The organism is Halomonas getboli (assembly GCF_023094245.1).
Classification (GTDB): domain Bacteria; phylum Pseudomonadota; class Gammaproteobacteria; order Pseudomonadales; family Halomonadaceae; genus Halomonas; species Halomonas getboli.
Window position 1 is genome coordinate 57,798 of sequence record NZ_JALMEW010000006.1, and the last position, 17,576, is coordinate 75,373.

Genomic DNA, 17,576 nt, shown 5'->3' on the forward strand with positions numbered 1-17,576 from the left:
GCTACCGACGCCATCCCTGGCGTAGGACCCTCGCTACATCTTGCCGCCGGCCATCAGACTCTCGAGGTCGGGCAAGCTGTCTGAGGCACCATGCGCCTGTTTCTGGCCCTGGTACCACCGCCGGCCCTGCGCCGGCGGTTCGGCATTCTGGCCGATACCGCCCGCTCTCGCTGCGGCGGCCGGCGCATGCCGGACGACAGCTTTCACCTCACGCTCGCCTTCCTCGGCGAGCAGCCGGAATGCCGGGCCACGGCCATCGCCGACTGGCTGACACGCTTCACTCTCCTTCCCGGCCACTGGCGGCTCGACCGCTGGGGCCAGTTCCGCCGTCCGGGCATCGTCTGGGTCGGCGGCGATGCGCCCGATCCGGCACTCGTCGCCCTGCAGCATCAGCTGTGGGAGGGGCTCGAGCGGCTAGGCGTCGAGGGGCGCCCCGAGCACTTCGTGCCCCACGTCACCCTGCTGCGCCGGGCCACGCAGCCTCCAGGACCGGATCTTCCGGCCGTGGCGCTGGACTGGGCGTATTCTCGCGTCGAGCTGATTCACTCCACCGTCACGCCCCGAGGCAGCCGCTATGCATGCCTGGCGCGCACGCCCGGGCCGCTCCCGGGCGTGTCGGTCATTGCTGGGAAGGAAGAGGAGAAGCGCTAGGTGGTGGCCTCGGGCAGATAGCCGCCCTCGCGCAGCACCTGCAGATAGCCCTCGCGGAAGGTGGGGAAGCGGAAGCGATAGCCGCTCTCGATCAGGCGGGCGTTGTCGCAGCGCTTGCTGGCCCGACGGCGCAGCGGCGACTGGATGGTCGCGGTCGCCTCGACCTTGAGCTGCTTGGCCAGCCAGGCCATCACGTCGTGGAGCGGCGCCGGCTCGCAGTCGCTGGCCAGATAGAGCTCGTGCAGCGACTCGCCGGCCAGCGCCAGGCCGATCAGGTGAGCCAGTACGCCGGCGCAGTCGTCGCGGTGGATGCGGTTGGAGTACATGGCCGGCGTCGCCGCGGCGATGCGCCCCTCTCCGACCTGGCGGATCAGGCGGTCGCGTCCCGGGCCGTAGATGCCGGAAAAGCGCACCACCGAGCCGGGCAGCTCGTGCTCGATCAGCGCCTGCTCGGCCTCGCGCATCAACAGGCCGGAGAAGCCGGTCGGCTCGACGGGGCTCTCCTCGTCCACCGTCTCGCCGCCCTGCTGGGCGTAGACGCTGGTGGAGGAGACGAAGAACACGTGCTTCGGCACGCGCTTGCGGCCGCCGAACTCGGCGAGCACCGTCTTGAGTCCGTCAGGATAAGCGGCGCGATAGGCCTCCTCCTCGAAGCGGTCGGCGCTGACCACGTAGACGAGGATATCGGCATCCGGCAGACCGGCCAGCGCCTCGGCATCGCCCAGATCGGCCGACACGCCCTTCAGGCCGCTGCCGGCCAGCTTGTCGGCATCGCGGCGCACCCCGATGACCCTGTGGCCGGCCGCCTTGAGCTCCTGCCCAAGCGTCGTGCCGATATCACCACAGCCCAGAATCAGCGTCGTTGTCTTCACCTTTCCCTCGCCCCCTGATAAAAAGTCCCTATGACGACCCTTGGGGTGCCCTATGGATGGGGCCCGCGACACATCGACCATCGAGGAAGCCCCGGCACCAAAATGACTCTAACAGAACTCCGTTACATCGTAACCCTGGCCCAGGAGCGCCACTTCGGGCGCGCCGCCGAGCACTGCTTCGTGTCCCAGCCGACCCTCTCGGTGGCCGTCAAGAAGCTCGAGGAGGAGCTGGGCGTGGCGCTGTTCGAGCGTTCCAAGTCCACCGTACAGGTCACGCCGCTGGGCGAGAAGATCGTCGCACAGGCCCAGCGCGTGCTGGAGCAGAGCAGCGTGATCAAGGAGCTGGCCAGCGCCGGCCGCGACCAGCTGGCCAGCCCGCTGCGCATCGGGGCCATCTACACCGTCGGCCCCTACCTGTTTCCGCACCTGATCCCGGAGCTGACCCGACGCGCGCCGCAGATGCCGCTCTACATCGAGGAAGGCTTCACCGGTGACCTGCGCCGTAAGCTGCGCAGCGGCGAGCTCGATGCCATCATCGTCGCACTGCCCTTCACCGAGACCGACGTGGTGACCAAGCCGCTCTACGAGGAGGCCTTCGACGTGCTGATCCCGGCCGATCACGCCTGGGCCGAGCGCGAGAGCATCGACAAGGAAGACCTCCTCAGCGAACGGTTGCTGCTGCTCGGCGAAGGCCACTGCTTCCGCGACCAGATCCTCGAGGCCTGCCCGGCCATCAGCCAGAAGCTCAACAGCCCCAACAATACCCTGACCGCCGAGGGCGGTTCGCTGGAGACGATCCGCCACATGGTCGCCTCGCGGCTCGGCATCACCGTGCTGCCGCGCTCGGCGATCGGCACCGGCCACTACGAGAGCGGCCTGCTGACCAGCCGGCCGTTCTCGCCGCCGAGCCCCTCCCGCACCGTGGCCATCGCCTGGCGCGCCAGCTTCCCGCGGCCCCAGGCCATCGACGCGGTCACCGAGGCCATCGCCCGCTGCCGCGCGGCCACGACCGAGCCGGCATGAGCGGCCTCGACGCCCCCGTCACGGACCTCAAGGGCGTCGGCGAGGCGCTGGCCCAGAAGCTGGGCCGCCTGCGCATCGACGCCGTCGCCGACCTGCTGTTCCACCTGCCGCTGCGCTACCAGGACCGCACCCGCATCACCCCCGTCGCCGGGCTCCGCTCCGGCGACGAGGCCGTGGTCGAGGGCGAGGTGATGGCCGCCGACGTGGTGCGCGGCCGGCGCCGCAGCCTGCTGGTGCGGCTCAAGGACGGCTCCGGCATCCTCAGCCTGCGCTTCTTCCACTTCTCGCCGGTCCAGCAGCAGCAGTTCCGCCCCGGTGCCCGGGTGCGCGCCTTCGGCGAGGCCCGGGCCGGCGCCACCGGGCTCGAGATCTATCACCCCGAGTATCGCCTGATCGGCGAGGGCGCACCGGCGGTGGAGGACCACCTCACGCCCATCTACCCGACCACCGAGGGGCTGCACCAGACGCGCCTGCGGGCGCTGATCGACCAGGCCCTGACCCGGCTCGAACAGGCCCCCGAGGCGCTGCCGGAATGGCTGCCCGAGTCGCTGCGCCGGCAATACGGCCTGCCCGAGCTGCACGACTGCCTGCGCGAGCTGCACCATCCGCCGCCGGAGGCCGACCCGGAGGCGCTGGCCGAGGGCCGCCACCCGGCCGCGCGCCGGCTGGCCCTGGAAGAGCTGCTGGCCCATCGGCTGAGCCTGCGGGAGGTACGGCTGCGCATTCAGGAGGACGGCGCCCCGGCGCTGTCCGACGGCCGCGGCCTGCAGGCCCGCTTCCTGACCCAGCTGCCGTTCTCGCTGACCGGCGCCCAGCGCCGGGTGCTCGACGAGATCCGCGCCGACCTGGCCGAGGAGCGGCCGATGCTGCGGCTGGTGCAGGGCGACGTGGGCTCGGGCAAGACGGTGGTCGCCGCCATGGCGGCGCTGTCGGCCATCGCCGGCGGCTGCCAGGCGGCCATGATGGCGCCCACCGAGATCCTCGCCGAGCAGCACTACCGCGCCTTCAAGGCCTGGTTCGAGCCGCTAGGCATCGAGGTGGCCTGGCTGGCGGGCAAGCTCAAGGGCAAGGCGCGGCTCGACGCCAAGGCGGCGATCCACGACGGCCGGGCGCAGATGGTGGTCGGCACCCACGCGCTGTTTCAGGGCGATGTCCACTTCCAGCGCCTGGGCCTGGCAATCATCGACGAGCAGCACCGCTTCGGCGTTCACCAGCGCCTGGCGCTGCGCGAGAAGGGCGAGGCCGGCGGCCTGACGCCCCACCAGATGGTGATGACCGCCACGCCGATCCCGCGCACTCTGGCGATGAGCGCCTACGCCGACCTGGACGTCTCGGTGATCGACGAGCTGCCGCCCGGGCGCACCCCGGTGAAGACGGTGGTGGTGCCCGACGAGCGCCGTCCCGAGGTGGTCGAGCGCATCCGCCACGCCTGCGCCGAGGGCCGCCAGGCCTACTGGGTCTGCACCCTGATCGAGGAGTCCGAGGCGCTGCAGTGCCAGGCCGCCGAGGCCAGCCGCGACGAGCTGGTCGAAGCGCTGCCTGAGCTCTCGATCGGCCTGGTCCACGGCCGCATGAAGGCCGCCGAGAAGGCCGAGGTGATGGCCGCCTTCAAGGCCGGCGAGCTGGACCTGCTGGTGGCCACCACGGTGATCGAGGTCGGGGTCGACGTGCCCAACGCCAGCTTGATGATCATCGAGAATCCCGAGCGGCTAGGCCTTTCCCAGCTGCACCAGCTGCGCGGCCGGGTCGGCCGCGGCTCCACCGAGAGCTTCTGCGTGCTGCTCTATCATCCGCCGCTGTCGGACCACTCGCGCAAGCGACTGACGGTGATGCGCGAGACCAACGACGGGTTCCGCATCGCCGAGCAGGACCTGGAGATCCGCGGCCCCGGCGAGGTGCTGGGCACCCGCCAGACGGGCCTGGCACAGATGAAGATCGCCGACCTGGAGCGCGACGCCGACCTGCTGCCGCGCATCTCGCCGCTGGCCGAGGCGCTGCTGGCCGAACACCCCGAGGCCAGCCGGCCGCTGATCCGCCGCTGGCTGGGCGAGGAAGCCGGCCGCTACGGCCAGGTGTAGCGGCCCCACCGGCCGGGCGATGGCGTCTCGAACGCCATCGCCCGGCCCTCTCTCCTTTCCTCTCCCATCCTTTCTTTTTTATCGAATGATTTTCGGATTTTTATGCGCTTTTCGTTCGTATAAATCGACGCGTAAACTGGGCACCATTAATAAGCATTCGAATGATAAGGAGGAAATCAATGCTCACCCTTCGCCCCGCCCGGGAACGCGGCCATGCCGACCACGGCTGGCTCGACAGCCGCCACAGCTTCTCCTTCGCCCACTACTTCGACCCGCGCCATCTCCACTTCAGCGAGCTGCGGGTGATCAACGAGGATAGAGTCGCCCCCGGCCAGGGCTTCGGCCAGCACGGCCACCGCGACATGGAGATCCTCTCCTACGTGCTCGACGGCGAGCTGTCCCACCGCGACACCCTCGGCCACGGCTCCACGCTGCGTCCCGGTCAGGTGCAGCTGATGAGCGCCGGCACAGGGGTCCAGCACAGCGAGTTCAACGCCTCGCCCGAGCGGCCGGTGCACTTCCTGCAGATCTGGCTGACGCCACGGGAATCGGGACTCGAGCCGCGCTATCAGGAGGCGATCTTCGACGCGGCGGAGAAGCGCGGCCGGCTGCGGCCGATCATCACCCCGGACGGCCGCGACGGTTCGCTGGTGATCCAGCAGGACGCCAGCGTCTATGCCGCCCTGATCGACGGCGACGAGCGCACCGAGCTCTCGCTGTCCCCGGGGCGTCGCGGCTACGTTCACGTCGCCCGCGGCAGCGTGACGGTCAACGGGCAGCCGCTGGACGCCGGCGATGCGCTCAAGCTGCAGCAGGAAGCGCGCGTCACGCTGGAAGGCGGCACGCAAGCGGAGGTGCTGGTGTTCGACCTGCCCTGACGGCAGACCGGTGGCAGTGAGGGTCAGAGGTGCTTCAGCAGGCCCTGCAGGCGGTCGAGGTCCTTCGCGTCGCCGACCAGCCGCACGCGGCCGGCCATCATGCCGTCGAGGAAGGCCTTCTGGGTCGGTTTACGCAGGAAGCGAATCGCGCTTTCCGCATCCTCGAAGCGCAGCTCCAGGTCGAGGTCGATCGGCAGTCCGGTCCCGGTCTCGATGCCGCGGGGCGACATCCGGTAGTGGCGGGTCACGTGCAGATCCTCGGTGCCGATGCCCCAGTCGAGGCGCTTCAGTTCACCCAGGCGGTCGCGGAAGGCGGGCTTGCGCCGCAGCGCACGCTTGAGCAGCACGCCGAGCACCCACAGCATCAGCCGTAGCTTCATCGGTCCACCGTTGGCCGGAAAACGAAAATGAGAGAGGAGGCAGCGCGGCCCGGGAGTCGGGCCGCGCGTCGCGCCTTACTTGGCGACGGCGTCCTTGAGCCCCTTGCCCGGCTTGAAGGCCACGGTCTTGCTGGCCGGGATGGTCAGGGATTCGCCGGTCTGGGGGTTCTTGCCGGTGCGGGCGGCACGCTCGCGCACGGTGAAGGTGCCGAAACCGATCAGCGACACGTCCTTGCCGTCGGAGACGCTGCCGGTGATCTCGTCGAGAATGACGTTCAGCACCTGGCTGGCCTTGTCCTTGGAAAGATCGGCACGTTCGGCGATCGCCGCGGCGAGTTCGGGTTTGCGCATACAGCCCTCCTGGTTTGACATCCTGCCGATGATCCCATCGGCCGCGTTGTTATTTGCGGTAATTCATGCACCACTCGCATGACGCCGACCGGGCGGCATGCGGATGACGCCGTGTGGCAACGTTGCTGCCGGCCCCGGAGCACCGGGGCGCCGTCGTTGACGTCACTAGCCTAGCAACGGCGGCGCAGCGCGCGCCAGTTCGACTTTCCGACGCACGCAGGCGCCTGTCAACGCAAATCCGATCAAACGTCCGTCTTCATCTTCGGCCAGGGCGGCCAGATCCCGCCCTTCGCCCTCGATGCGCCAGCGGGCGGGCGCCCTCATCGGCGGCAGCGAGACCACAGGCAACAGCGGCGTCTTCACCAGCACCGGCCAGGGGCCATAGCGCACTTCGGTGGGCGTGCCGGAAAGCGTCGCCGCTAGCGCCTTGGCGCCGGCCTGCAGCGGCTGGACGTACATGGCATTGACGCCGTCGACGCAGGCCACGTCGCCCAGCGCGTGGATGCCGGGCACCGAGGTCAGCAGCCTACGATCGACGAGGATGCCGGCCGGCCCCACGGCAAGCCCCGCGGCCTCGGCCAGCGCGCTGCGCGGCCGCAGGCCGGTGGCCACCAGCACCAGGTCGGCCTCGAGGGCGGCACCGTCGTCCAGGCCCAGCGCCACCCGTCCGCCCTCGGGCGCGAGCGCCTCGACCGTGCGCCCGGTGTGCAGGACGATGCCGGCCTCGAAGAAGGCCTCGCCCAGGGCCCGGCCCAGCGGCTCGGGCAGCAGCCGCGGCAGCGGCGCCGCCTCCGGGGCGATCATCTCGACCGCATGGCCATCGGCGGCCAGGTCGTTGGCGAACTCGCAGCCCACCAGGCCGATGCCGACCACGGCGACCCGGGCCGAGCGGCCGAGCGCCGCCAGGGCGGCGTGGAAGGCGCGGTAGTCGTCGAGGTCGTTGACGCTGTGGACCCGGTCGGCCAGCGTCTCGGGAATGGCGAACGGCGGCGCCGGAGCCGCGCCGGTGGCCAGCACCAGCTCGCCCCAGGGCAGCCGCTCGGCGCCGATGGCCAGGGTGCGCGCGGCCGGGTCGATGGCCTCGACCCGGGTGTGCGTGCGCATCGTCACGCCCAGCGTCTCGGCCGCCTCCAGGGCGCCGCGCGAGGCCAGCCGCTCCGGCGGCAGGCGCTTGGCGAAGCCGGTGGAGAGCAGCGGCTTGGAATAGTCGTCGCCGCTGTCGGCGGTGATCAGGGTGATGGGACGCTCGGGCTGCCGGGCCCGGACCTGTCGCGCCAGGCCCAGCCCGGCCATGCCGGAGCCGATGATGGTCAGGGGTGCGCTCATGCTTCTCCTCGCGGGGCGGGTCGCCCGGGATGGCCGCTCGGCGCGCCATGGTACACTAGCCGCCCCTTGCATTGGACGCGGAGTAGCGCAAGTGACACACGCCCCGGCCCTCGCTCCCCGATGGCGCCCCCTGGCAGCGGCCCGCCCCGCCATGAGCCCGGCCTGGTGGCAGTGGGTCGCCTCCCGAGGCTCGCTGACCCAGCGCCTGATCGAGGCCGGCGCCCCGCGCCGCTTCCGGGTCCGGCTGCTTGACCAGCGCCTGGGTCGGCCGCGCCGCGACGAGGCCCTGGCGCTGGGCATGGCGCCGGACCGCCTGGTCTGGCGACGCGAGGTGGCGCTGTGTCTCGACAGCCGCCCCTGGGTAATGGCGCGCTCGGTCGCGCCGCTGCACGGCCTGCGCGGCCAGCGGCTCGCGGGCCTCGGCGAGCGTTCGCTGGGCCACTGGCTGTTCCGCCAGCCCGGCCTCGCGCGCGGGCCCATCGAGATCAGCGCCGACCCGGCCCCCTTCCTCGACGCACCCGGCCCCTGGGGCCGGCGCTCGGTGCTGCGCCACGGCCGCTTCGCGGTGCTAGTCCAGGAGTTCTTCCTCGACGCCATGGCGGATGACCTGGCCCTGCCGCCGCGATAGGCTGCCCAAAACCCGCGTCGTCCGATTCAACCGAGAGACCCAGATGGAACGTTCCCTGATGCACCCCAAGGGGCTGGCCCGGCTGCCCGACTTCCTGCACCTGACCCGCCTCGACCGCCCGATCGGCACCTGGCTGCTGATGTGGCCGACGCTATGGGCGCTGTGGGCGGCGGCCGAGGGTGTTCCCGAGCGCCGGCTGCTGCTGATCTTCGTCGCCGGGGTCTATCTGATGCGAGCCGCGGGCTGCGTGGTCAACGACTACGCCGACCGGCACTTCGACGGCCACGTGAAGCGCACCAAATCGCGCCCCCTGGCCACCGGGCGCATCAGCGAAGGCGAGGCCAAAGGGCTGTTCGCCGGCCTGGTGCTGGCGGCCTTCGTGCTGGTGTGCTTCACCAATGCCTTCACCGTGATGCTGTCGGTGGGCGGCGTGATCCTGGCCTTCGTCTATCCCTTCATGAAGCGCTACACCCACCTGCCCCAGGTGGTGCTGGGCGCGGCCTTCTCGTGGGCCATCCCGATGGCCTTCGGCGCGGTGCTCGGCCAGGTGCCGCTGGAGGCCTGGCTGCTGTTCGCCGCCAACGTGCTGTGGACGGTGGCCTACGACACCGAGTACGCCATGGTCGACCGCGACGACGACCTGCGCATCGGCATCAAGTCCACCGCGGTGCTGTTCGGCCGCGCCGACAGGCTGATCATCGGCCTGCTGCAGCTGGCCACCCTGGCGCTGCTGGCCTGGGCCGGGGCGCGCCTCGGCCTGGGCGGCTTCTTCTGGCTGGGCCTGGCCGCCATGGCGGCGACCTTCGCCCATCAGCAGCGGCTGATCCGCCACCGCGATCGCGACCGCTGCTTCCAGGCCTTCCTCAACAATCACTGGTCGGGGCTGCTGGTCTTCGCCGGTATCGCGCTGTCGCTATGGCCGGGCGCAGGCGCCTGAGGGCCCGCCGAGCGGGGGCGACAGGCGGCGGCTGTCACGGTATTGTCACAAGGACATGCTGTCATCGTCACCAAGATGTCATTAGCTCGACCATGAGGCCCCGGGATGACTGCCAAGACCGTACTGATCGTCGATGATGAGGCGCCGATCCGCGAGATGATCGCGGTGGCGCTGGAGATGGCCGACTATCGCGTGCTCGAGGCAGACAATGCCCAGAGCGCCCACGCCATGGTCGTCGACCATCAGCCCGATCTGGTGCTGCTGGACTGGATGATGCCGGGCACCAGTGGCGTCGAACTCGCCCGCCGCCTGAAGCGCGAGGAAAGCACCGCCGAGCTGCCGATCATCATGCTCACCGCCAAGGGCGAAGAGGACAACAAGATCCAGGGGCTCGAATCCGGGGCCGACGACTACATCACCAAGCCCTTTTCGCCCCGCGAGCTGGTGGCCCGCCTCAAGGCGGTGCTGCGCCGGGCCACGCCGCGCGGCGTCGAGGAGCCGGTGCAGGTCGATGGGCTGATGCTCGATCCGGTCAGCCATCGGGTCAGCGTCGACGGCCAGTCGCTGGAGATCGGCCCCACCGAGTACCGCCTGCTGCAGTTCTTCATGACCCACCAGGAGCGCGCCTACACCCGCGGCCAGCTGCTCGACCAGGTGTGGGGCGGCAACGTCTACGTCGAGGAGCGCACCGTGGACGTGCATATCCGCCGGCTGCGCAAGGCGCTGGGCGAGCCGCACCAGCAGCTGATCCAGACCGTGCGCGGCACCGGCTACCGCTTCTCCGCCAAGGCCTGACGTGAGCCGGCTGTGGCGGCGCGAATGGTGGCGGCTGGCGGCCCTGGTGGTCGTCGGCGCCCTGGTCGGCTGGCCCTTCGCCCTGAGCGGCCTCGGCATCGCCGTGGGGCTCGCCGTCTACCTCTTCTACCAGCTGCGCCAGCTGCACGCGCTGCAGCAATGGCTGACCCATCATCCTCATGACGAACCGCCCGCCGCGATGGGGCTGTGGGGCGAGCTATTCGATCGCCTCTACCGCTATCAGAAGGGCCAGCGCATCACCCAGCGGCGGCTGCGCGACACCCTGAGCCGCATTCAGGAATCCTCCGAGGCGATGCGCGACAGCGTGGTGATGCTCGACCGCCACGGCGATATGGAGTGGTGGAACAGCGCCGCCGAGCGCATGCTGGGCCTCAAGCCGGCCCACGACCGCGGCCAGCACATCACCAACCTGCTGCGCGACCCGGGCTTCGTCGACTACTTCCACGCCCGGGACTACCGCGAGCCGCTGACGCTGTGCTCACCGATCGACGAGAACCTGATCCTGCAGTTCCAGATCACCCTCTACGGCGACGACGAGCGCCTGGTGATGGCACGCGACATCACCCGTCTGCACCGCCTGGAACAGATGCGCCGCGACTTCGTGGCTAACGTCTCCCACGAGCTGCGCACCCCGCTCACCGTGCTGTCGGGCTACCTCGAGACCTACGGCGACATGGCCGAGATGCTGCCCGAGCGGCTAGGCCGCGGCATCGGCCAGATGCAGAGCCAGACCAAGCGCATGCAGAACCTGGTCAACGACCTGCTGCTGCTGTCGCGGCTGGAGAACGACCAGGGCGGCCACGACGACATCCGCATCGATCCCGCCAGCCTGCTCGAGGCCGTGCGGCGCGACGCCGAGGCGCTGTCCGAGGGCCATCACACGCTGGAAGTGGAGATCGACGAGCCCCGCGGCCTGCTCGGCTCCGAGAAGGAGCTGCACAGCACCGTCTCCAACCTGGCCTTCAACGCCGTGCGCTACGCCGGCGAGGGCAGCCGCATCGTGCTGCGCTGGCGCCCCTGGGACGACGGCGCCTGCCTGGAGGTGGAAGACGACGGCGAGGGCATCGACCCGCTGCACATCCCGCGCCTCACCGAGCGCTTCTACCGCGTCGACAAGGGCCGCAGCACCGCCACCGGCGGCACCGGCCTGGGGCTGGCCATCGTCAAGCACGTGCTGCTGCGCCACGACGCCCGGCTGGAGATCGACTCCCGGCTCGGCGAGGGGGCCACCTTCCGCTGCATCTTCCCCGCCGCGCGCCTCACCGACGCCACGCCGGCCTCCCGGCGCGCCTGACTCCTTCCCCCAGACGCGACTCCGCCCGACGCGGGTCGGACGGAGGGGGGCACATGATCACAACGCCTAGCCAAGGCCCGGGCGTCAGCGCCTCGCCGGGGCGATGTCGGGCGCCAGCGCCCGATAGTGGTCTTCCCACATCAGCACCGCGCCGGCCACCGCGCCGGGCAGCAGGAACAGGTTGGCCAGCGGCACCCAGGTAATCAGCATCACCCAGCCGCCGTAGGTGAGCGTCGGCCAGCGCCGCGCCGCGAGCCGGCGGCGCATGTCGGCGAAGGGCACCTTGTTGTTGTCCATCGGATAGTCGAGGTAGGTGACCGCCATCATCCAGGCCGAGAACAGCAGCCACAGCACGGGCGCGATCAGGTTGATCACCGGAATCCAGCCGATCACGAACAGCGCCAGCATGCGCGGCAGGATGTAGCCCAGCTTGACCAGCTCGCGGCCCAGGGCATCGACGCCGGTACGCACCAGGCCGCGGTCGTCCAGCGGTGGGCGACCGGTGATCTCGCGCTCGACCCGCTCGGCCAGCAGGCCGTAGAAGGGCGCGGCGATCAGCTGGGTCACCAGGGTGAAGCTGAAGAACACGATCAGTCCCAGGCTGAGCACGAACAGCGGCCAGATCAGCCACGACAGCCAGTCCAGCCAGCCCGGCACCATGGCCATCCAGCCGTCGAGCCAGCCGCCGAAGTGGGTCAGCACGTAGCTCAGCATGGCCGAATAGACCACCAGGTTGGCGAGGATCGGCAGGAACACGTAGCGGCGCAGGCCGGGGGTGTAGACCAGGCGCGTCCCCCGGGACAGCGCCGAGAAGGCATCCAGCATCGGTGTCATTTCCTCCATCACGACGACGGCGGCCGTCGCCAGGGCGACGGCCGCTTCATGGACAGTGCCGGTCGAGCGGGGTTCAGCCCTCGTCGCCGAGCACCTCGTCGCCGAGATCATCCGGTGCCGTGTGGCGGATGTCGAGGCCCTTGACCAGATAGACCACGTATTCGGCCAGGTTGTTGGAGTGGTCGCCGACCCGCTCCAGGGCGCGCAGGATCCACATGATGCCGAGCACCGGCGAGATCGCCCGGGCGTCTTCCATCATGAAGGTCATCAGCGAGCGCATGGCGCTGCGGTACTCGCTGTCGACCTGCTCGTCCTCCTGCACCACCTTGAGCGCCAGCTCGGTGTCGAAGCGGGCGAAGGCGGTCAGGGCGTCGCGCATCATCTTGCGCACGTGCTCGCTGATCACGCGCACCTCGACGAAGCCGCGGCTACCGTTCTGGGCCTCGACCAGTTCCACGGCGTTGCGCGCGATCTTGCTGGCCTCGTCGCCGATACGCTCGAGATCGGAGGCGGCGCGGATCACCGCCAGCACCAGGCGCAGGTCGGAGGCGGCCGGCTGGCGTCGGGCCAGGATCTGGGTGCACTCGTCGTCGATCTTGATCTGCATGTCGTTGACGGCACGATCGTTGTCGATCACCCGCTCGGCCAGGGCGGAATCGCCGTCGAGCAGGGCACGGACGGCGTCCTGTACCTGCTTCTCGACCAGCCCGCCCATGGCCATCAGGTGGGTCTTGAGCTCCTCGAGCTCATGATTGAACTGCCGCGAGATGTGCTGGCTGTGGATATCGCTGGTGATGTCCATGAGACTCTCCTGAGGGCGCCGGCGTCAGGCCATGCGTCCGGTAATGTAGTTCTCGGTGCGCGCGAGGCGCGGATTGGTGAACAGGGTATCGGTGGAGGCGTACTCCACCAACTCGCCGTCCTGCAGGAAGGCGGTGTAGTCCGATACCCGCGCCGCCTGCTGCATGTTGTGGGTAACCAGCACCAGGGTCAGGCTCGACTTCAGGTTGCGGATCAGCTCCTCCACCTTGAGCGTGGAGATCGGGTCCAGGGCCGAGGCCGGCTCGTCAAGCAGCAGCACCTCGGGCTCCACCGCCAGGGTCCGGGCGATCACCAGACGCTGCTGCTGACCGCCGGACAGCGCCCAGGCCGAGGCCTGGAGGCGGTCCTTCACCTCATCCCACAGCGCCGCCGAGCGCAGCGACCACTCGACGATGTCGTCGATGCGCCGCTTGCGCAGCCCGCCCTGCAGCCGCAGCCCGAAGGCCACGTTGTCGTAGATCGACATCGGGAAGGGGTTCGGCGCCTGGAACACCATGCCGACCCGCCGACGCAGCTCGGCCACCGCCACCTCGGGGGCATGAATCTCCTGGCCCTCGAGGCGGATCTCGCCCTCCCGCCGCACGTCTTCGTTGAGGTCGTGCAGGCGATTGAGGGCCCGCAACAGGGTCGACTTGCCGCAGCCCGAGGGGCCGATGAAGGCGGTGACCCGATGCCGCGGCACCCGCAGGGTCAGGTCGCGCAGCGCCGGCTTGTCGGCATAGCGCAGCCCGAAGCCCGAGATCTCCAGACAGGAGGCCTCGGGCGAAAAGTCGACGAAGGCTCCGCGCCGCGGAGCCGGGTCCTGCTTGAGCGGCATTGCATACCCCTTGGCACCACGGCCGTCCTCAGTATCGCGAGAGGCTGCCGTGGCGTGAACGCAGATGATGGCGCAGAAATATTGCAGTCAGGTTAAGCACCAGGATCACCAGCACCAGCAGCAGCGCCGAACCATAGACGATCGGCATGGCCGCCTGCACATCGTTGCCGTGGAAGGCCGTGTCGAAGATGTGATAGCCCAGATGCATGAACTTTCTTTCAAGATGCAGGTAGGGGAACTCGCCGTCCAGCGGTACCTGAGGCGCCAGCTTGGCCACCCCGACCAGCATCAGCGGCGCCACCTCGCCGGCGGCCCGCGCCACCGCCAGGATCACGCCGGTGAGCATCGCCGGCATCGCCATCGGCAGCACCACCCGGGTCAGCATCTCCAGGCGCGTCGCGCCCAGCGCCAGGGCCCCCTCGCGCTGGCGGTCGGGAATCCGCGACAGCCCCTCCTCCGTGGCCACGATCACCACCGGCAGGGTCAGCAGCGCCAGGGTCAGCGACGACCACAGCAGGCCGCCGGTGCCGAAGGTCGGCGACGGCAGCGTCTGCTCGAAGAACCAGCGGTCGATCTGGCCGCCGATGCCATAGACGAACACCCCCAGGCCGAACACGCCGTAGACGATGGAGGGCACCCCGGCCAGGTTGCGCACGCCGATGCGCACCAGCCGGGTCAGGCGTCCCTGGTGGGCCACCTCATTGAGATAGACCGCCGCCAGCACGCCGAAGGGCGTGACCAGCAGCGACATCAGCATCACCATCAGGATGGTGCCGAAGATCGCCGGCCACACACCGTCCTCGACGTTGCCGGCGCGCGGCCCCTCGGAGAGGAAGCGCCAGACCCGATGGCCCCAGGCGAGGAAGCGATCCACCGAGCTCATGGCGTTGGGGCGGCGCGCCCTCATGATCTCCTCGACGGGCTGGCGGATGCGGCGCCCGTCGACGCTCTCCATCACCACCAGGTCGCCCTTCATGGCGGCACGCAGGGCACGGATACGGGCCTGGACGTCCTCCAGCGACGCGACCAGGGCCGGCACCTCACCCTCGGCCTCCAGGCGCCGAGCCAGCGGCAGCAGACGGCGCTCCTTGAGCCGCTCGATCGTGTCGCGCTGGCGCCGGTGCTCCGCCAGGCTCGCCTGGAGGGCCTCCCAGGCCGCCGCCCCCTCGCGCTGCTCGCCGTCGGCGGGCCGCCAGGCCACCAGGCGGCCGATGAAGGCGCTCCAGCGGCTTCGCTCCAGCACCACCAGGTCCCGGGGATAGGCCTCGCGCTCGATATCGTCCACCGGGATCCAGGTCCAGATATCGCCGTTCAGGTCGCGATTGTCGGTACGATAGAGGCGTTCCCTCCCCTCGCCGTCGGGCAGCGGCGACGTCTTCACCGGGCGGCCGGCGACGGTGCTGCCGTCGGTCAGGGTCAGCTGGGCCACCTCGCTCGGCCAGAAGGTCCCCAGGCCACGCACCGCCAGCAGGCCCAGCAGCAGGGCCAGCAGCAGCAGCGACAGCGAGACGCTACCTGCGGCCAGCCAGGCCCAGGGCCCCTCGCCGCGAGGCAGCCGCGCGCGGCCGGGCCGACGCCAGGTCAGGCTCATGGGGAGTCTCCCATACGCCGATAGCGGCGGCGCAGCCGGCCGCGAACCACTTCGGCCAGGGTGTTGACCAGGAAGGTGAACAGGAACAGCAGCAGCGCCGCCAGCAGCAGCACGCGATAGTGGGTCCCGCCCGGGGCCGCCTCGGGCAGCTCGATGGCGATGCTGGCCGCCAAGGAACGCAGGCCGTCCAGCGGACTGGCGGTCATCAGGGCGGTGTTGCCGCTGGCGATCAGCACGATCATGGTCTCGCCCACCGCGCGCCCGGCGCCGATCATCACCGCCGAGAACACCCCCGGCGCGGCGGCCGGCAGCACCACCCGGCACAGGGTCTGCCAGCGCGTCGCGCCCAGCGCCTGGGCGCCCTCGGCCAGGCTCGTGGGCACCCCGGAGAGGGCGTCCTCGGCCAGGGCATAGATGGTCGGCATCACCGCGAAGCCCATCGCCATGCCGACGATGATCGCATTGCGACTCACGTAGTCGAGCCCCAGATGAACGGCGAGCCAGGCCCGCAGGTCGCCGTCGAACCACCAGCCCTCCAGCCACGGCGCCAGCCACTTCGCCAGACTCCACAGCAGCAGCAGCCAGGGCAGCAGCCACAGCGCCGACCAGCCCAGCGGCAGGCGCCGGCGCAGCCGGCCGGGCAGCCGGCTCCACAGCGCCCCGCCCAGCACCACGCCGGGCGGCACCAGCAGCAGCAGGGTCAGCCCCAGCCCGAGATGCGCCTCCAGCCAGGGCGCCAACACCAGGCCGGCCAGGAAACCGATCACCACGCCGGGCAAGGCCTCCATCAACTCCAGGGTCGGCTTGATCGCGGCCCGGAGCCGGCGCGACATGAACAGCGCCGAGTGGGCGGCCGCCCCCAGCGCCAGCGGCACCGCCACCACCAGCGACCAGGCCGCCGCTTCCAGCGTGCCCCAGGCCAACGGCGCCAGGCTGAAGCGCGGCCCCGGATCGCCCTCGGGCAGGGCCGGCTCCCAGCGGTAGACGGGCTCGTCCAGGCCGGGATAGCTCTGGGGCAGCCACAATGTATCGACATTCACTTGGGGCGCGGTCGATGCGCCGTGCCAGAACAGCGGCAGGACCTCCACGAACAGGAAGACGCCGATCGCCATCACCGCGGCGATGACGCCGATCCCCCCGGCAGTGATCAGCGCCGTGGCCAGGCGATCGCGGCCCTGTCGCAGGCGGCGGCGTAGCAGCGGTGAGGCGGGGGAATCGTGCATGGAAGCCGAGGGGTCGGGGAATTAGCGCAAGGTTACGACATTGTCATGACAATGCGGTGACGGTGTCACGTTTCGTGTTATCACAGCCCGAGGATCCGGCGCTGCCGCACCAGGGTCGCCGCCGGCAGCGACACGAAGCCGAGCTCCTCGACGATGGCCTGGCCCTCGACCGAAAACACCAGGTCGAGGAAGGCCCGCTCGGCGTCGGGCAGCGACGAACCCGGCGGCTGATTGACATAGATGCGCAGGTCCCGGGCCAGCGGGTAGGCGTCGCTGCGCACCTCCTGGGGCGTCGGTTCGTGCACCCTCCCGTCGGCATCGCGCAGCGGCACCGCCCGCACGCCGGGGGTCAGGTGATTGAGCCCGGCGTAGCCGATGGCCAGCGGATCGTCGGCCACCGACTCCACCACCGCGGCCGATCCCGGGTGCTCGTTGACCTCGGGACGGAAGCTGCCGTTGCACAGGCCCTCGCGGCGGAACAGCCCGTGGGTGCCGGAGACGGCGTTACGGCCGTGCAGCACGATGGGCCCGACCGGCGACTCGAGCCCCAGCTGCTGCCAGCGACGAATGCCCTCGGTGGCGCCGCAGCGCCGCGACTCGGAGAAGATGGCGTCGAATTCCCGCTGCGACAGGCTCGGCAGCGGATTGTGGCGGTTCACCACCACCACCAGGGCGTCCCGCGCCACCACCACCTCACGCGGCGGATAACCGTGGCGATCGATGAAGGCCTGGCGCTCGTCCGCGGTCATCGGCCGCGACATGGGCCCCAGCAGGGTGGTGCCGGCGGTCAGCGCCGGCGGCGCGCTGGCCGAGCCCACCGCGCGCAGCTGAACCCGCAGCCCCGGGTAGCGCTCGCCGAGCAGCTCGCCCCAGCGCAGCATCAGCCCCGCCATGGTGTCGGAGCCGATGGTGTCGAGGGTGCCGACCTGGTGGTCGGCCGAGACCGGCGCCGCCCATAGCCCGGCGAGGAGCCACAGCCAGACCGGCAGGCAGCGACGAAGGAGCGCTATCATGCATCTTCTCCCGCTCATACGGATCGGGCGCGGCCCTCTACC

18 protein-coding genes are annotated in these 17,576 nt (G+C 70.3%); 8 read left to right on the forward strand and 10 right to left on the reverse strand.

The window, feature by feature from the left end; all coding sequences use genetic code 11:
• The first annotated feature begins 90 nt into the window (after nt 1-90).
• Nucleotides 91-651 carry an RNA 2',3'-cyclic phosphodiesterase gene (gene thpR / locus MYL53_RS13255; RefSeq protein WP_247854424.1) on the forward strand — a complete coding sequence of 187 codons (561 nt, stop codon included), beginning with the start codon at nt 91-93 and terminating at the stop codon, nt 649-651.
• Here the strand turns inward: thpR and MYL53_RS13260 are convergent.
• A complete protein-coding gene (locus MYL53_RS13260) occupies nt 648-1,523 on the reverse strand; it encodes an SDR family oxidoreductase (RefSeq protein WP_247854425.1) in 876 nt (291 codons plus the stop codon). The genes thpR and MYL53_RS13260 overlap by 4 nt on opposite strands.
• A 102-nt stretch (nt 1,524-1,625) precedes the next feature.
• Here MYL53_RS13260 and MYL53_RS13265 point away from each other — a divergent pair, with 102 nt between their 5' ends.
• The 3 genes from MYL53_RS13265 to MYL53_RS13275 all read left to right on the forward strand — a co-directional run bounded on the left by MYL53_RS13265 (nt 1,626) and on the right by MYL53_RS13275 (nt 5,502).
• Nucleotides 1,626-2,546, forward strand: a complete 921-nt coding sequence (locus tag MYL53_RS13265; RefSeq protein ID WP_247854426.1) for a LysR substrate-binding domain-containing protein — start codon at nt 1,626-1,628, stop codon at nt 2,544-2,546.
• Nucleotides 2,543-4,624 (forward strand): ATP-dependent DNA helicase RecG, encoded by a 2,082-nt coding sequence (gene recG / locus MYL53_RS13270; RefSeq protein ID WP_247854427.1) that lies wholly within the window; start codon nt 2,543-2,545, stop codon nt 4,622-4,624. The genes MYL53_RS13265 and recG overlap by 4 nt, the downstream gene beginning before the upstream one ends.
• Nucleotides 4,625-4,803: 179 nt before the next feature.
• Nucleotides 4,804-5,502 (forward strand): pirin family protein, encoded by a 699-nt coding sequence (locus MYL53_RS13275; protein WP_247854428.1) that lies wholly within the window; start codon nt 4,804-4,806, stop codon nt 5,500-5,502.
• Nucleotides 5,503-5,525: 23 nt separating this feature from the next.
• On the opposite strand, the gene MYL53_RS13280 is transcribed toward MYL53_RS13275, so the two are convergent.
• From MYL53_RS13280 to MYL53_RS13290, 3 genes are all read right to left on the reverse strand, one after another.
• Entirely contained in the window at nt 5,526-5,882 is a 357-nt protein-coding gene (locus MYL53_RS13280; protein ID WP_247854429.1) for a hypothetical protein, read from the reverse strand.
• A gap of 75 nt (nt 5,883-5,957) precedes the next feature.
• Complete coding sequence (locus tag MYL53_RS13285) at nt 5,958-6,233, reverse strand: HU family DNA-binding protein (RefSeq protein WP_016855929.1); 276 nt, start codon at nt 6,231-6,233, stop codon at nt 5,958-5,960.
• Between the two features lie 165 nt (nt 6,234-6,398).
• A complete protein-coding gene (locus tag MYL53_RS13290; RefSeq protein WP_247854430.1) occupies nt 6,399-7,559 on the reverse strand; it encodes an NAD(P)/FAD-dependent oxidoreductase in 1,161 nt (386 codons plus the stop codon).
• A gap of 151 nt (nt 7,560-7,710) precedes the next feature.
• Between MYL53_RS13290 and MYL53_RS13295 the strand changes: the two genes are divergently transcribed.
• The 4 genes from MYL53_RS13295 to phoR all read left to right on the forward strand — a co-directional run bounded on the left by MYL53_RS13295 (nt 7,711) and on the right by phoR (nt 11,234).
• Nucleotides 7,711-8,187, forward strand: coding sequence for a chorismate--pyruvate lyase family protein (locus MYL53_RS13295; protein ID WP_247854562.1), 477 nt, complete (start codon nt 7,711-7,713; stop codon nt 8,185-8,187).
• Between the two features lie 43 nt (nt 8,188-8,230).
• Nucleotides 8,231-9,124 (forward strand): 4-hydroxybenzoate octaprenyltransferase, encoded by an 894-nt coding sequence (gene ubiA / locus MYL53_RS13300; protein ID WP_247854431.1) that lies wholly within the window; start codon nt 8,231-8,233, stop codon nt 9,122-9,124.
• A 105-nt stretch (nt 9,125-9,229) separates the two neighbouring features.
• Nucleotides 9,230-9,919: a phosphate regulon transcriptional regulator PhoB gene (gene phoB, locus MYL53_RS13305; RefSeq protein WP_247854432.1), complete on the forward strand. Its 690-nt coding sequence runs from the start codon at nt 9,230-9,232 to the stop codon at nt 9,917-9,919.
• A 1-nt stretch (nt 9,920) separates the two neighbouring features.
• On the forward strand, nt 9,921-11,234 hold the full coding sequence (gene phoR, locus MYL53_RS13310; protein ID WP_247854433.1) for a phosphate regulon sensor histidine kinase PhoR: 1,314 nt from the start codon (nt 9,921-9,923) through the stop codon (nt 11,232-11,234).
• Nucleotides 11,235-11,318: 84 nt separating this feature from the next.
• Here the strand turns inward: phoR and cysZ are convergent, their stop codons facing one another.
• The 6 genes from cysZ to MYL53_RS13340 all read right to left on the reverse strand — a co-directional run bounded on the left by cysZ (nt 11,319) and on the right by MYL53_RS13340 (nt 17,534).
• A complete protein-coding gene (gene cysZ, locus MYL53_RS13315; protein ID WP_247854434.1) occupies nt 11,319-12,059 on the reverse strand; it encodes a sulfate transporter CysZ in 741 nt (246 codons plus the stop codon).
• Between the two features lie 82 nt (nt 12,060-12,141).
• A complete protein-coding gene (gene phoU / locus MYL53_RS13320; RefSeq protein ID WP_247854435.1) occupies nt 12,142-12,870 on the reverse strand; it encodes a phosphate signaling complex protein PhoU in 729 nt (242 codons plus the stop codon).
• Nucleotides 12,871-12,894: 24 nt separating this feature from the next.
• Entirely contained in the window at nt 12,895-13,707 is an 813-nt protein-coding gene (gene pstB / locus MYL53_RS13325) for a phosphate ABC transporter ATP-binding protein PstB (RefSeq protein WP_247854436.1), read from the reverse strand.
• Between the two features lie 28 nt (nt 13,708-13,735).
• Nucleotides 13,736-15,298 (reverse strand): phosphate ABC transporter permease PstA, encoded by a 1,563-nt coding sequence (gene pstA, locus MYL53_RS13330; RefSeq protein WP_247854437.1) that lies wholly within the window; start codon nt 15,296-15,298, stop codon nt 13,736-13,738.
• Nucleotides 15,295-16,521 (reverse strand): ABC transporter permease subunit, encoded by a 1,227-nt coding sequence (locus MYL53_RS13335; RefSeq protein WP_247854438.1) that lies wholly within the window; start codon nt 16,519-16,521, stop codon nt 15,295-15,297. Before MYL53_RS13335 ends, pstA begins: the two co-directional genes overlap by 4 nt.
• Nucleotides 16,522-16,601: 80 nt before the next feature.
• The gene (locus MYL53_RS13340) at nt 16,602-17,534 is read right to left on the reverse strand and encodes a phosphate ABC transporter substrate-binding protein (protein WP_247854439.1); all 933 of its coding nucleotides are present in this window, start codon (nt 17,532-17,534) and stop codon (nt 16,602-16,604) included.
• Nucleotides 17,535-17,576: the final 42 nt, after the last annotated feature.